The following is a 14,955-nucleotide window of genomic DNA, read 5'->3' on the forward strand; positions in this document are numbered from 1 at the left end:
CTTACTCCTGTTCAATTTTCACAGAGACATCTTTTCTGCCTAATACTTTCGCTAAATTACTCAGATTATCTAATGCGCCCAATCGTGTGTAAGTATAAGCAGTCGAGAAATTTTTATAGAAAAGAACGAGCGTGTTTGAGCCAAACAGCATCAGTTCACCTGACTTCACCCTATCGACCCGTTCACTCTCAGTAGGAAAACCTTCAGAAAAATCATAGTACTTTTCATTCCCATTCATCTCATTCATTTTGATTACAATGGGTAATCGGTTCAGAAAAGCTTCCACGGCATGATTACTTTCTAATGTTGCCCGAAACGTCTCCCCATTGACAGTCAATAGAATTTTACTCATCTTAATCTCTCCTCGCATTTATTTAAGTTAATGAACAGTATTCCTGAAATAATCTTCCTATAATATGATATCCATATTATAGGAAGATTATTCATGTTACGGTACAGATCTGTTTATTTGGAAGTTACGCTATTTCCGTTTGAAGCAATGACCTTTTTATACCATTCGAAAGATTTCTTTTTCTTACGATCTAATGTGCCATTCCCCTCATCATTCAAATCAACATAAATAAAACCATATCTTTTGCTCATTTCAGCGGTGGATGCAGCAACTAAATCAATACATCCCCAAGGTGTGTAACCCATTAAATCCACGCCATCATCTACAGCGTCGGCCATTGCTTGGATATGTTTCGCTAAATAATCGATGCGATAATCATCATTAATTTGGCCATTTTCATCGATTGTATCTTTAGCACCTAACCCATTTTCCACAATGAACAATGGCACTTGATAGCGATCCCATAGCTCATTTAATGAAATTCTTAACCCAAGCGGATCAATTTGCCATCCCCATTCACTAGCTTCTAAAAAAGGATTGCGTACTCCCTCCATCAAGTTGCCCGCTGCCGGATCTGTCTCCTCAGAACTTGTCTCATTGATTGCCATGCTCATATAATAGCTAAATCCAATATAATCTACTACGTTCTCTTTTAGTAATGCCTTATCACCTTTTTCCATAATTGGCATATCTGCATCGTATTGTTTTAATAACTGGTTGATGTAAGTTGGATAATATCCCCTTACTTGTACATCACTAGTAAAATAGTCAAATGCTCGTTGCTTGAATTGAGAAGCAAATTGATTCTCTGGATTACAGTCAAAAGCATATAGTGGTGCATAGATTTGCATGCAACCAATTTGAATATCTTTTCGCAAGCTTTTTCCGATCTTTACTGCTAATGCGCTGGCCACAAATTGGTGATGCCATGCTTGAAAGCGATTTGTGTAATCATTTGCTCCAGTTGCTGGAATCAACCCTTGAGATAAGGCGGGGAATTCCATTGCAGAGTTGATTTCATTAAATGTCATCCAATATTTTTCCTTTAGGTGCAAAGCGTTCGAACAATACTTTGGCATAGCGTTCAAAGAACGTAACCAAATCTCTATTTTTCCAACCACCGTACGCCTTTGCTAAATGCAATGGCATTTCATAATGTGATATAGTTACCACGGGTTCAATATTATATCTCAAACACTCATCAATTAAGGCGTCATAGAATATCAAACCTTGTTCATTCGGCTCTGACTCGTCCCCTTTTGGAAAAATCCGACTCCAAGCAATTGAAAAACGATAAGATTTGAACCCCATTTCTGCAAATAGCGCAATATCTTCTTTAAAGCGGCGATAATGATCAATTCCTAGATGATTTGGATAACGGTATCTAACTGTATCAAGCTCCCAATTAAATTCGGGAGCTGAGATGATGGAAAATCGTTCCTTTCCACCAGGCATTGCATCTGCGACAGATAAACCTTTTCCATCGACATCATAGGCTCCTTCGCATTGGTTTGCAGCGGTAGCGCCACCTCATAAAAATCCTTCTTTAAAAGCCATCTTTGTTCCTCCTAATAAGAACTAATTTATTTTCATCTTATCACTTAATGTCCACATTAAGTCAATTGCTATCTTATTAGTTATTTTGTTGAATGGTGCTTTATTTGGTTTTTACAGCTACTTGTCCGATTTTTTGGAAAACATTACTCTTTTGTCAACACCTAGGATTAGTCTTGTTCTATCAATCTATGGCTTAACAAATATTGTAAGAAATATCATTGCTGGTAGAATTCTTATAACGAACGTAAATGAAACAATATTTACTATTCAATTTGCATTGATTACTATATATATTCTAATGTTTTTTGCAGACAGTATTTATGTAACAACGATTGTACTCGTTACTATTTTAGGTGTGGTTGCTGGGATTACTGCCAACATCAACCAATTAATTATTTACAAAGCTGGACCGAAAGCACCAGATCTCTCAAATGGTCTATTCAAATAAACAAACATGTTGATCAAACAACTTTCGTGGTTTTTTGTTACTTGATATGGTTACAGATTCAGTTTGACAGAATGTTCTTTCCCGCAACTTTCTAACCATAATCTTATTCATATTCTGTTATTTATTGCAGGAAGGGATAGTCTACATACCCTTCCGCCCCACCGCCATAAATAGTGTCTTTGTTTATTTCATTAAGCTTTATTTTTTCTTTTTTTAATCTCACAACAAGATCTGGATTAGCGATTGCCCAAGATCCTACAGGTATAACATCAGCCAGGTTTTGATATAAATCTATACTAATATCTTCCAATGCACGACCAGCTCTATTCACAAGTAAGATTCCGGACCATTTTTCTCTAACCGATTTTAATAATTGTTCGTTTCCTAAATGCATCACATGGAGATAGGCTAATTCTAACTTGTTCAGTTCTGCAACAAGATATTCATACAAACGATTACCAGGTTCCCCTTCTCTTACTCCACCTAAAGGAGCCCCAGGAGAAATTCTAAATCCAACTTTATCAGCACCAATTTCATCTACAACAGCTTTTGTCACTTCAATAGCAAAACGAGCTTTGTTTTCAATCGAACCACCATAAGCATCTGTTCTTTGGTTTGTATTTTCCCCAAAAAATTGATGCAACAAATACCCATTTGCTCCATGAATCTCTACACCGTCAGCACCTGCTTGGATCGCAGAAGCTGCTGCATGACGAAACTCTTCGATCAACCGAGCAATTTCATCTGTTTGAATCTCCCTTGGCGCCGGAATATCCAATAACCCCTTTGATGTAAATATTTTTTCTTCTGCAGCAATTGGAGACGGAGCTAGCGCTTTTCGGTGATGAGGTGTGTTGTCTGGATGAGACATTCTGCCAACGTGCATCAATTGAATAAATAGATAGCCGCCGTTTTCATGCACTTTGTCGCTAACTTTTTCCCAGCCCTTGATATGATTTTCGTTATAAATTCCAGGCGTATTTAAGTATCCCTGTCCATCTTCTGAAGGTTGAGTTCCTTCACTTATCAATAATCCTAAAGAAGCTCTTTGACTGTAATATTCCACAGCTAAGTCTGATGGTGTGCCATCTGTATGGGCCCTGCTTCTCGTCATAGGTGCCAAAGCCAAGCGATGAGGCAATTCCATATTCCCAACTTTAATTTTTCCCCATAAATTTCCCATAATAATATCCTACTTTCCAATTCATTTCTTGTCGAACTACAACAGTGATTGATTATTCAACACTTGTCTACTATTATAAAAGGAGTCAGCAAATAGACAATGGTTAAAAATATTGAATCTGTTGAATAATAAACAAACCTATCTTTTTTGTTGAAAATAAGCATAAGCCAGGTGGACTTCATGAAAAAAACCGATCGTAGGGTAGCAAAGAGTCAAACAGCAATTAAAACAGCATTGATAGAATTGATGTCTGAAAAAGACTTTGATTCGATTACAATACAGGATATCGCTGATCAAGCTGATGTGAATCGCGGAACAATCTATCATCATTATTTAGATAAATTTGATCTTCTGGATAAAATTATGGAAGAACATATGAATACGATCAGCTCATTTTGCGATGGCGTTACAATAGATTATAAGAAATTTATTCTGCACAGTCTTATGTACTTCCAAGAAAATCATTTATTTTTCTCTACAATGCTAGCAAGTGAAGGTGCGAGGTACTTTCGCTGTAGATTTCTGGCCTTCAATATCAAAGAATTTGAGAAAAGTATGGATCCTTCAATAAATTCCCCGGACAAAGAAATTCAAGTACACTTTATCGCAAATGCTTATGTTGGAATTGTAGAATGGTGGGTAACCAATGAAATGCCATTGACCGCAAATCAAGTGTCCGCTAAAGTTGGAAAACTTTTGGATAACATAGTCAATAAATCTTTAGAATGAGCATATATCGGGCGATACTTAAAACCTCCCCTAAAAATTACTTAGTTCTTTACATCAATAAATTCATTTGACTTCAAGTCAAGGTTAAGAGTTATGATAATGATGCATTCAAATGTGGATGCATCACTATCATGATTAAAGGAGAGGAAATAGATTATGACAGAAGAATTAACAATCACACAGGAATGGGACAAAGTTTTTCCACAAAGTGAAACAGTGAATCATCGTAAAGTAACTTTCCATAGTCGCTATGGAATCACCTTGGTCGCTGATCTTTATGAACCTAAAAATGCTGAAGGAAAACTTCCAGCAATTGCTGTTAGCGGCCCATTTGGTGCCGTTAAAGAGCAGTCCTCTGGCTTATATGCCCAACTGATGGCTGAAAGAGGATTTTTGACTATTGCTTTTGATCCGTCATTCACTGGAGAAAGTGGTGGAACACCGCGTTATGTGGCATCGCCCGATATTAATACAGAGGACTTTCAAGCCGCAATAGATTTCTTGTCTGTCCAAGAAAATATTGATCCTGAAAAAATTGGAATCATAGGTATATGTGGTTGGGGAGGAATGGCACTAAATGCAGCCGCGATTGACACAAGAATAAAAGCCACTGTAACTTCTACGATGTACGATATGTCGCGTGTAAATGCCCAAGGATATTTTGATGCTATGGGAGAAGAAGAACGCTACGAAACCAGAGTAAATTTAAACGCGCAAAGAATTGCAGACTATAAAAATGGAGAGTATGAGCGTGCCGGTGGGGTGGTAGATCCTCTTCCGGAAGATGCACCTGTTTTCGTAAAAGATTACTATGATTACTATAAAACAGATCGTGGTTACCATAAACGTTCACTAAATTCTAATGATGGATGGAATATTACTTCTTCTCTATCATTTATGAATATGCCACTTTCACAATATAGTAATGAAATTCGTACCGCAGTTTTCATGATTCATGGAGAAAAAGCGCATTCGCTTTACTTTAGTCAAGACGCATTTAAAAACCTAGAGGGTAATAACAAAACAATCAAGATCATTCCAAGCGCTTCTCACACTGATTTATACGACCAGATGGATATTATTCCATTTGATGAGATAACAGAGTTTTTCCAAAAATATTTGGATTAATTCATCTAGGGAATTAATTACCATCACAGAAACTTTACGCATTTAATTTGTTCCAGAACACAAAAAAGTAGAACCTCTCAATAATGAATAGTTGGGAGGTTCTACTTTTTTGAGCATTATTAAATTGTTTGGGTATCAATCACGAAACGATATCTTACATCTGAATGAAGCACGCGTTCGTAGGCTTCATCAATTTTATCCGCAGATGTCAATTCGATTTCTGGAGTAATATTATGTTTGCCACAGAAATCAAGCATCTCTTGTGTCTCTTTAATTCCGCCAATTGCCGAACCCACGAATGACTTGCGAGCACCGAGCAATCTGTTAATATGCAAATGAGCCGCTTCTGAAGGGGCGCCTACGTTGACCATAGTTCCATCCAATCTTAACAAACTTAGATAAAACATGGATGATTACAGGTGTGAGTAGTGGTTTTGGCTACGAACTGACCAAACCGTTGTTGGATAAAGTCGATACGGTGCTCGGAACGGTGCACAATAAAGCCAAAATTTCTGATTTGATTACGGAGTACCCGACGCTGTTCGATTGCCAGATCCTTGATGTGACCGATACGCCCACGGTACATCAAGTTGTGAAGGAATCTTTTGTAAAACACGGAGAAATCGATGTCATCATCAATAACGCTGGCTATGGCGGACAAGTCGCTTTCCCGGGAAACTCCATGTACCATGCCACAAAATTCGGGATCGAAGGCTTCTGCGAATCCGTCGCCCAGGAAGTTGAATCTTTCAACATCGGTGTGACCCTTGTAGAGCCAGGCGGCGCACGGACTGAATTCCGCTACGGTAGCGCACAAGTCGCTGACCTGATGCCTGAGTAAGACGGCAACCCGGCGCACAGCTTTCTTGCGATGCTTGATTCAACCAAGGTATTGGCACCCGGAAATCCTGCCGAGATGGCAATACGGATCATTGAAAGCGTCGACATCACACCCGCCCCGCTGCGCATGGTCCTCGGTTCACAAGCGTTGGCAAGCACAATCTCTACGCTTGAGAACCGCTTAGCCGATTTCAGGACGCAAACAGAACTTGCAGCCTCAACGGACTACAAGAAATAATCCCTGCCGCCTGAACAAAGGCGACACTGATCCGCACACTCATCAGGATAAGAAAAGAAAGCCCGAATGGGTCTCCTGGAAACAGGAATCCATTCGGGCTTATTTGTTGTTTGATGATTTATGCACACGAGCTTTTTAGTTGTGCCCCATTATGTGATGAGGGATGTATGGTTCTTCCAGAGAAAGGATGTCCTCCGCAGAAAGCTTGAAGTCAAGAGCCGAAATGGCGCTGGTCAGATGGCTTTCCTTTGTTGCCCCGATGATCGGCGCAACGACTTGATCCTTCTGCAGCAGCCAAGCCAAAGCAACCTGAACTCTCTCGACGCCATATTTTTCGGCAATCGCTGCAACCCGTTCCACGATGACGCGGTCCTGCGCTTCGGTTGTATCGTATTTGTATTTCGCCATTTGATCCGTTTCAAAGCGTTTCGTAGTGGCCGACCAATCACGGGTGAGCCTCCCTGAAGCCAGCGGGCTGTATGGCGTCACAGCAATCTTCTGATCGGCGCACAACGGCAACATCTCCCGTTCTTCCTCCCGGTACAACAGATTCAGGTGATTCTGCATCGAAACAAACTTTGTCAGGCCGTTTTTTTCGGCAACAGATTGCGCTTTGGCAAATTGCCACCCGAACATGGCGGATGCGCCGATATAGCGGGCTTTGCCGGATTTCACGACATCATGCAAAGCTTCCATCGTTTCCTCGATCGGTGTGTTGTAGTCCCACCGGTGGATGATGTAAAGGTCCACATAGTCCATGCCCAACCTTTCCAGACTGTGATCGATTTCAGTCAGGATCGCTTTGCGGGAAAGGCCCCCTCCGTTCGGTGCCTGGCGCATCTTCTGATGTACTTTTGTCGCCACCACGATCTCATCTCGGTTGGCGTAATCGTTCAAGGCTTTCCCGAGTATGCTTTCACTGGCTCCGTATGAGTAGATGTTTGCCGTATCGAAGAAATTGATCCCCAAATCCAACGCACTTTTGATGACGTTTCTGCTCTCTGCTTCTTCCAGTACCCAATTATGAAAGCCGCTGTTCGGATCGCCGAATCCCATGGCTCCCAAACAAATCCTTGAAACATCCATCCCTGTATTGCCGAATTTCACATAATCCATTAGCATACCCCTCCAACTTCAATTTGATGACATAGAAGTTTCCTATGTTGCTGACAGTATACTCCTTGAAGTGGACTCAAAGTCAAGGATAATCAACAACTTGATTGCACGAAGCAGCGAATAGAGGCAAGCAAAAAGGCCATCCCCTCTTCATTACAAAAGGAGATGGCTTTTTTGAGTTATGGAATATTTACTTCGTATTTACCCAGATAGTAATCCGGACTCATTTTTTCTTTTTGGTGAGCTGATAGAGCGCTTTTTTCGCGAGATTATCGGCCCCTTTGTTTTCCTTTTCCGGAATCCATTCCAGATAAAAGTTGGTGAACGCAGCCAATTGCTGCAAAGTCTCTTCCAGCAAAAGTTTATGTTCCGCTTTTTTGGTATACTTTTTCCTGATCGACTCGGCAACGAGTTTACTGTCGGTGTAACAAAAGACGAGCTGATCCTGTTTGCTGTGTTTTTTCAGATGACGCAATCCATACAGGAGCGCTTCGAATTCGGCCCGATGATTATCCATTCTGTCCTCTAAAGGTAGGCCTATCTGCTCTTGTACGCCGTCCTCAACGATCAAAATCCCGATGGCAGCATACCCTTCTTTTCCGGTGGCCGCCCCATCGACAAATAATTTTATCAAATGTTCCACATCCTAAAAAACAAAGGTGAAAGAAAATCCTGAATGGATTCCCCTCACCTTTGCGGTTTACTGTACTTTTTTTATGATCCTGCCAAGACGATCACATTAGTGGCCTGTGGTCCTCTGACGCCTTCAGCGATATCGAACTGAACGCGTTGCCCTTCTTCAAGTCTTTTGAAGCCTTCTCCAGCTATACCGGTAAAATGTACGAAAATGTCGTCATCCTGTTGATCGAGTTCAATAAAACCATACCCTTTATCATTATTGAACCACTTTACTTTGCCAAATTCCATTGTACATCCTCCTTCAACACTCATTTCTTTGGAACTGCTTTCACAAAGACGGGTTACCCTCATTATAGAGAGGAATCCCTTTAGAGTCAATTATTCTGATAGCTTCATTTGCACTTATTCAAAAAAACCAAAAAATTCGGCCAGCTTATTTTCCAATCGTTCAATTTCATCACGGATGCTCTTTTCGCTTGGCTCGCCCGTCGATCCGGTCCCGTTGTAAATGCGGTAGAGCACCTCCAGCCATTCCGTCACGGATAGGATCGTCCTGTCTTCGAACGGATAAAGGAGGGATAATTGCATGAAGAAGGCATTCTCCATAGCATCCGCCATAGTCGGGTTTTTATTGGCGATTTCTTCCCGGATGTACGCCATGCCTTCTTTGTATGTTTTCGAGTCGATCAACGGGACAACTCCAGCCAGATCCAATTTTTCTTCGGTCCCGTCCAATCTGACAGTTAGCGTTGGATGGAGCCCGCGCGCCAGAAATTGATGGATGATCTCTGTCTTGAGCATCCGGTGGAGATTGTTGTTCATGAGCAGGCGTTGCGCTATTTTGCCGAATTGGTCATCCTCCAATTCCTTCAATTGTTGCGCATAGGCTTGTTGCTTGTGGAACGGTTGCGTATCGATGCTTTTTTCTGCCTTGAGTATTTCTGAACTTTTTTTCAGCTTCTTCTCCAAATTCTTAAGCTCAACTTTTTCGACTTCAGCCTCCAATTGCTCCAAAGCGAATTGATGTTCCATCGACAGACCGAAAGTATTTTTGCGTGCTTCGATTTGCTCGCGGGCCATGTCGAATGATCCGGAATGCGACAAGCCTTTCAAGTAAAGGAAATCGATGTCGTCCACCGAAATGGAGGAAGCAATATCCGGACGCATTTCGGTTATCATTTCCACACTCTTCTCTGCTTGATCGGTCTCCTGCAGCAACATAAGATACAGCGGGAGGATATCGTCCGCTTTTTTGATGGCAACAGCCTTGCCGATCCATTCTTCCGCAAGCTGCAGATTCCCCTCTTCAAATGCCAACAATCCCTTTTTCAAGTATCCCTCGTAATTTAGTGGAAAAACAATTCTTTCTCCCATTTCCATCACCCCAATCTAAGTTTAAGCTGATTTTCCTGTTAGGTCATTATAACACAAAAGCGAACGCGAAAAAAACCGCCCACACAGCTGATGCTGTGCGGACGGTCCGTAGCTGTTCTTGATTTTGAATCAATAGTTCCGGAATCGTTTTTGTCTTTGCTCGACCAATTCAGCTGGAGTCAGTTGCTTCAGCTCTTTCAGCTTGGCACTCAATTCCCGCTTCAGTTCCAACATGACATCATCCGATTTACGGGCCACTTTCCTACGGGTTTCCATAATGATTTTGTCGATGACGTCCAATGAAAAAAGATCATCAGGCGTCAACTTCATTACTTTGGCTGCTTCATCGGATCGTGAGGAATCCTTCCATAAAATGGAGGCAAAGCCTTCCGGAGACAGGACAGAATACATGGTATTCTCCAACATCCAAACCTCGTTGCCCATCGCCAGCGCCAATGCACCGCCGCTGCCTCCCTCGCCGATGAAGATAGCGATGAAAGGAACCGTCAGTTGACTCATCACCAAAAGCGATTCAGCGATTGCTTCACCTATGCCTCGGTCCTCAGAATCGACGTCGCAAAAAGCACCTGAGGTATTGATGAAAGTTACGATCGGACGATTGAATTTCTCCGCCTGCTTCATCAAACGGATCGCTTTACGATAGCCTTCCGGATGCGGTGACCCGAAATTCCGATAGACATTTTCAGTCACATCATGGCCTTTTTGCGTTCCGATGACGGTTACCGGCATGTCATCCAGCAATGCGATTCCTCCGACGATAGCAGGGTCGTCACCGAATTTTCTGTCGCCGTGGAATTCAACAAAACCTTCACAGATGGCATGGATCATTTCTGTCGCCGTCAGACGGGAGATGCTTCTTGCAGATGTGATAATTTCTTTGACATCCTTCACTGCACTTCACCCGCCTTTTCTGCAGGAGCATGCAACAGCAAAAGATGCTGCAATGCTCTCTTTAAATCTTTTCTGGCTACAATTTTGTCGATAAAGCCATTTTCCAGCACTTTTTCAGCCGTCTGGAAGCCTTCAGGCAATTTCGCTTTGATTGTCTGTTCGATGACGCGTTTGCCGGCGAAACCGACAGTCGCCCCTGTTTCAGCCAGGATGATATCCCCTTGCATCGCAAAGCTGGCCGTTACGCCCCCAGTCGTCGGGTCGGTCAGGACTGTGATGTACAACAGTCCTGCTTTACTGTGATTGGAGACTGCAACGCTGACTTTCGCCATCTGCATCAAGGACATGATGCCCTCTTGCATTCTGGCGCCGCCCGAAGCCGTGAAGACGATGATCGGGAGTTTTTCTGACGTTGCGCGTTCAAACGCGAGCGTCAGCTTCTCGCCGACAACTTTCCCCATGCTTGCCATGATAAAGTTCGAATCCATCACACACAAAGCAACTTTATGCTTATTGATGAATGCCGCGCCGGTTACAACCGCCTCGTCAAGTCCCGTTTTTTCTTTGGCAATCTTCAGTTTGTTCTCATACCCCGGAAAAGCCAATGGATTTTCTTCGGGCATGAGCGCGTTCCATTCATCAAAAGAACCTTCATCAACGATATTGGAAATGCGTTCATATGCCGAAATCCTGAAATTATAGGCACAATGCGGGCATACTTTATCTTTCCCCAAATCCTTGCTGTAGATCGTCTTTTGACAATTCGGGCATTTTTCCCATAAGCCTTCAGGAACGATCGGTTTCTGATCGTCTGCTTTTGAAGCGGGAACTTGAGCTATCTGAATGTAAGGACGCTTACGAAATAATTTCATTTCCTCACCTCTAGTGTGACTTCTTGACTAATTGATTTATACACTTTCCTCTTCTTCAGGTGCCCACGTTTTCAGGAACACATTCTGAAGATATTCCGTATCGTAATCTCCGGAAATGAAATTAGGATCCTGCAGAATATCTTCCTGGAAGAATTGGTTCGTGTCGACTCCTTCGATGACCAGCTCCTGAAGCGCACGCCTCATTTTGGCGATTGCTTCACTTCTGTTGTCGCCTTTTGTGATGATTTTGGCGATCATCGAGTCATAGAATGGCGGAATCACATATCCGCCATACATGGCGCTTTCGACACGCAGTCCATTCCCGCCGCTAGGCAAGAACAGGTAGTCGATTTTCCCGGATGAAGGGCGGAAGCCCAAAGCCGGATTTTCAGCGTTGATACGGCACTCGATTGTGTGACCGGTGATGGCTACCTCATCTTGCGTAAAGGACAAAGGCTCACCGCTTGCGATGCGCAATTGTTCCTTGACGATATCGATGCCAGTCGCCATTTCGGTTACCGGATGCTCCACTTGGATACGCGTGTTCATTTCCATGAAATAGAAACGTTGTTCGGCATCGACGAGGAACTCGATCGTACCTGCATTCGTATAGCCGACATGTTTGGCCGCTCGGATGGCGACGTCTCCCATGGCTTTGCGCGTAGCTTCAGTGATGAACGTGGACGGGCTCTCTTCCAGCACTTTCTGATGATTACGCTGAAGTGAGCAATCGCGTTCGCCCAGATGGACAACATTGCCGAATGAATCCCCTAAAATCTGCACTTCGATGTGACGAGCCGGTGTGATGATCTTTTCAAGATACATGCGGTCATCTCCGAAGGCTGCCTTGGCTTCCGCTTTCGCTTGACTGAAGGCTGCCTCCAAACCGTTTTCTTGGTAGACTTTCCGCATCCCTTTACCGCCGCCGCCAGCAGCAGCTTTCAGGATGACCGGATAACCGATTTTCTCTGCTTGCAGCACTGCCTCTTCGTATGAAGAGATGTAGCCTTCGCTTCCCGGGGTCACAGGCACGCCTGCTGCAATCATCGTTTTGCGGGCGTTTGCTTTGTTGCCCATCAGGTCGATGATGGTGGAAGAAGGTCCGATGAATCGGATATTCATTTCTTCGCACATTGTGGCGAATGCGCTGTTTTCCGAGAGGAAACCGAAGCCTGGATGGATGGCTTGGGCTCCCGTAACGACTGCCGCACTCAAAATGCTTGTCATATTCAAATAGGAATCGCTCGCTTTTGCAGGACCGATACAGATAGCCTGAGTGGCCAGTTGTGTATGCAACGCTTCGCGGTCAGCTTCAGAATAGACCGCTACCGTCTGGATTCCTAATTCATGACAAGCCCGAATGATCCTGACAGCAATTTCTCCTCTATTTGCGATCAATACCTTCGTAAACATATTATCTACCAATGATGAATGTCATTTCAACTTCACAAACTTTTTTGTCTCCGACAAAAGCTTGTCCATAACCGATACCTGCAAATTTTTTCAATTTGATGATATCCACTTGAAGGCGCAAAACGTCGCCAGGAACAACTTTTTGACGGAATTTGACTTTATTCAATCCGCCTAAGTAAGCTGTTTGTCCTTCGAAATCCGGTAATGTCAACAACGGGATAGATCCTGCTTGAGCCAATGCTTCAACGATCAATACACCCGGCATTACTGGTTCGCCAGGGAAATGTCCTTGGAAGAACGGTTCATTGATGGTTACGTTTTTGTAGCAGACGATGTGTTCGCCTGGTGTCAACTCTTCAACTTTGTCGATGAAGAAAATTGGGTAACGGTTCGGGATGATAGCCATAACTTCTTGTGCGCTTAATAAACTCATTTTAATAATCTCCTTTTTTTAGACGATGCGGAACAACGGTTGGTTGTATTCAACAATTTGTTCATTTTCAACCAACACTTCAACGATTTCCCCATCGAATTCGCTTTTGATTTCATTCATAAGTTTCATTGCTTCCACCAAGCAGACTACATCGCCTTTAGCGATGGTTTGGCCTTTAGTGGCATACGGTTTCGCATCCGGAGTCGGTGAAAGGTAAACAACGCCGACAATCGGAGAAGTAATGATCTGTCCTTCTTTTTTCGCAGTCGCTTCAGAAACGGCTTCTTTGATGTTTTGGACCGGAGCAGTCACTGCTGGAGTTGGAGCTGCAGCCGGAACGCTGTCGCTTGACTGTTGGTTCGATTGGACCAACTTGTTCTTGGACAACAAAAGTTGAAAGTCGCCAGTCTGATAATGCAACTCAGTCAAGGTCGATTCATCGATCAAGGAAATGAGGCTTTTTACATCTTCAATATTCACGTATTAAGCCTCCCATTTTTTGAAACATAGTACGGCATTGTGGCCGCCGAAGCCCAAAGAGTTGCTCAATGTGTAAGTGACTTCTTTTTCACGTCCAACGTTCGGGATGTAGTCCAGATCGCAGCCTTCATCAGCCACTTGGAACCCGATTGTAGGCGGCAGGAAGTCGTCTTGAATGGCTTTAACGCAGGCAACAGCTTCGATACCGCCGGCAGCGCCCAATAGATGACCAGTCATGCTCTTTGTGCTTGAAATAGCGACGTTGTAGGCTTCTTCGCCGAAAGCGTATTTGATGGCAGCCGTTTCGCCGGAGTCGTTTGCTGCCGTGCTTGTTCCGTGAGCATTGATGTAATCAACTTGCGCCGGAGTGATGCCCGCTTCTTTCATGGCTAGGAGCATCGCTTTGCCAGCTCCGCTTCCATCAGCTGATGGAGCCGTCATATGGTAAGCATCACAAGTGACGCCGTATCCGACAACTTCAGCCAAGATGTTTGCGCCGCGTTCCAATGCGTGATCAAGATTTTCAAGCATCAAGATGCCCGCTCCTTCACCCATTACAAAACCATTTCTCTCTTTGTCGAAAGGAATGGAAGCGCGATCCGGATCAGTGCTTGTGGACAAAGCAGTCAGTGCCGCAAAACCAGCGATGCCGATTTCGCAGACCGTTGCTTCAGCACCACCTGCAAGCATCAGGTCTGCATAACCATGTTTGATGCTGCGGAACGCTTCTCCGATTGAGTTTGTCGCGGAAGCACAAGCAGTAACGATGTCCATGCTTGGTCCTTTGGCGCCGAATTTGATGGCAGTATTTCCTGCTGCCATGTTTCCGATCGCCATTGGTACGAACATAGGCGGAACGCGTTTCGGTCCTTTTTCATGCATTTTGATGATGCCGGATTCCATAGTCATGAAGCCGCCGACACCAGACCCGATGGTAACGCCAAAGCGATCCGCATCGATTTTCTCCATGTCGATGCCGCTTTCTTCCACGGCTTGAGCTGAGGCTGCTACCGCATATTGCGAAAACAGATCCATACGCTTGTGTTCTTTACGGTCCATATACAGAGTCGCATCGAAGTCTTTCACTTCACCTGCGACAGAAATGCCCGTTTCGCTTGCGTCAAAATTGGTGATGGCAGCAATACCGTTTTTACCGTTTTTGATGCCGTCCCAATATTCAGTGACTGTATTTCCTAAAGGTGTGATAGCACCCATACCTGTAATTACAACGCGATTCATAT

The 14,955-nt window shown here is 43.6% G+C and carries 17 protein-coding genes and 1 pseudogene; 4 read left to right on the forward strand and 14 right to left on the reverse strand.

The features are described 5' to 3' along the window. Nucleotide 1: 1 nt before the first annotated feature. From C8U37_RS07500 to C8U37_RS07515, 3 genes and pseudogenes are all read right to left on the reverse strand, one after another. A complete protein-coding gene (locus tag C8U37_RS07500; protein WP_108032642.1) occupies nt 2-352 on the reverse strand; it encodes a cyclophilin-like fold protein in 351 nt (116 codons plus the stop codon). 113 nt (nt 353-465) lie between these two features. Next, nucleotides 466-1,909: pseudogene (locus C8U37_RS07505) on the reverse strand (glycoside hydrolase family 1 protein). A 569-nt stretch (nt 1,910-2,478) separates the two neighbouring features. After that, nucleotides 2,479-3,540 carry an alkene reductase gene (locus tag C8U37_RS07515; protein WP_108032644.1) on the reverse strand — a complete coding sequence of 354 codons (1,062 nt, stop codon included), beginning with the start codon at nt 3,538-3,540 and terminating at the stop codon, nt 2,479-2,481. Between the two features lie 180 nt (nt 3,541-3,720). On the opposite strand from C8U37_RS07515, the gene C8U37_RS07520 reads away from it, so the two are divergent. Further along, the gene (locus tag C8U37_RS07520; protein ID WP_108032645.1) at nt 3,721-4,269 is read left to right on the forward strand and encodes a TetR/AcrR family transcriptional regulator; all 549 of its coding nucleotides are present in this window, start codon (nt 3,721-3,723) and stop codon (nt 4,267-4,269) included. 156 nt (nt 4,270-4,425) lie between these two features. Beyond that, nucleotides 4,426-5,397 (forward strand): alpha/beta hydrolase, encoded by a 972-nt coding sequence (locus tag C8U37_RS07525; protein WP_108032646.1) that lies wholly within the window; start codon nt 4,426-4,428, stop codon nt 5,395-5,397. Nucleotides 5,398-5,516: 119 nt separating this feature from the next. On the opposite strand, the gene C8U37_RS07530 is transcribed toward C8U37_RS07525, so the two are convergent. Then, nucleotides 5,517-5,768, reverse strand: a complete 252-nt coding sequence (locus C8U37_RS07530; protein WP_245879785.1) for an MDR/zinc-dependent alcohol dehydrogenase-like family protein — start codon at nt 5,766-5,768, stop codon at nt 5,517-5,519. Between the two features lie 38 nt (nt 5,769-5,806). On the opposite strand from C8U37_RS07530, the gene C8U37_RS14650 reads away from it, so the two are divergent. Both C8U37_RS14650 and C8U37_RS14655 read left to right on the forward strand, forming a co-directional pair. Next, nucleotides 5,807-6,238: an SDR family NAD(P)-dependent oxidoreductase gene (locus tag C8U37_RS14650; RefSeq protein WP_281257498.1), complete on the forward strand. Its 432-nt coding sequence runs from the start codon at nt 5,807-5,809 to the stop codon at nt 6,236-6,238. 75 nt (nt 6,239-6,313) lie between these two features. Next, nucleotides 6,314-6,475 (forward strand): hypothetical protein, encoded by a 162-nt coding sequence (locus C8U37_RS14655; protein ID WP_245879787.1) that lies wholly within the window; start codon nt 6,314-6,316, stop codon nt 6,473-6,475. A 135-nt stretch (nt 6,476-6,610) separates the two neighbouring features. Here C8U37_RS14655 and C8U37_RS07540 read toward each other — a convergent pair whose 3' ends face one another. From C8U37_RS07540 to fabF, 10 genes are all read right to left on the reverse strand, one after another. Continuing rightward, nucleotides 6,611-7,591 (reverse strand): aldo/keto reductase, encoded by a 981-nt coding sequence (locus C8U37_RS07540; RefSeq protein WP_108032647.1) that lies wholly within the window; start codon nt 7,589-7,591, stop codon nt 6,611-6,613. A 223-nt stretch (nt 7,592-7,814) separates the two neighbouring features. Beyond that, a complete protein-coding gene (locus C8U37_RS07545) occupies nt 7,815-8,225 on the reverse strand; it encodes a ribonuclease HI family protein (RefSeq protein WP_170100218.1) in 411 nt (136 codons plus the stop codon). An 80-nt stretch (nt 8,226-8,305) separates the two neighbouring features. After that, on the reverse strand, nt 8,306-8,518 hold the full coding sequence (locus C8U37_RS07550) for a cold-shock protein (protein WP_108032649.1): 213 nt from the start codon (nt 8,516-8,518) through the stop codon (nt 8,306-8,308). Between the two features lie 114 nt (nt 8,519-8,632). After that, nucleotides 8,633-9,604: a tetratricopeptide repeat protein gene (locus tag C8U37_RS07555; RefSeq protein ID WP_108032650.1), complete on the reverse strand. Its 972-nt coding sequence runs from the start codon at nt 9,602-9,604 to the stop codon at nt 8,633-8,635. A 129-nt stretch (nt 9,605-9,733) separates the two neighbouring features. Then, nucleotides 9,734-10,516, reverse strand: a complete 783-nt coding sequence (gene accA, locus C8U37_RS07560) for an acetyl-CoA carboxylase carboxyl transferase subunit alpha (protein WP_107995161.1) — start codon at nt 10,514-10,516, stop codon at nt 9,734-9,736. Then, a complete protein-coding gene (accD, locus tag C8U37_RS07565) occupies nt 10,513-11,388 on the reverse strand; it encodes an acetyl-CoA carboxylase, carboxyltransferase subunit beta (RefSeq protein ID WP_108032651.1) in 876 nt (291 codons plus the stop codon). Before accD ends, accA begins: the two co-directional genes overlap by 4 nt. A 36-nt stretch (nt 11,389-11,424) precedes the next feature. Next, entirely contained in the window at nt 11,425-12,801 is a 1,377-nt protein-coding gene (locus C8U37_RS07570; RefSeq protein WP_108032652.1) for an acetyl-CoA carboxylase biotin carboxylase subunit, read from the reverse strand. Nucleotide 12,802: 1 nt separating this feature from the next. After that, nucleotides 12,803-13,234, reverse strand: a complete 432-nt coding sequence (gene fabZ / locus C8U37_RS07575; RefSeq protein ID WP_086984727.1) for a 3-hydroxyacyl-ACP dehydratase FabZ — start codon at nt 13,232-13,234, stop codon at nt 12,803-12,805. A gap of 18 nt (nt 13,235-13,252) precedes the next feature. After that, entirely contained in the window at nt 13,253-13,714 is a 462-nt protein-coding gene (accB, locus tag C8U37_RS07580; RefSeq protein ID WP_108032653.1) for an acetyl-CoA carboxylase biotin carboxyl carrier protein, read from the reverse strand. A 3-nt stretch (nt 13,715-13,717) separates the two neighbouring features. Then, on the reverse strand, nt 13,718-14,953 hold the full coding sequence (fabF, locus tag C8U37_RS07585; RefSeq protein WP_108032654.1) for a beta-ketoacyl-ACP synthase II: 1,236 nt from the start codon (nt 14,951-14,953) through the stop codon (nt 13,718-13,720). Nucleotides 14,954-14,955: the final 2 nt, after the last annotated feature.

The sequence above is a fragment of the Trichococcus patagoniensis genome, assembly GCF_003051085.1.
GTDB classification, from domain to species: domain Bacteria; phylum Bacillota; class Bacilli; order Lactobacillales; family Aerococcaceae; genus Trichococcus; species Trichococcus patagoniensis.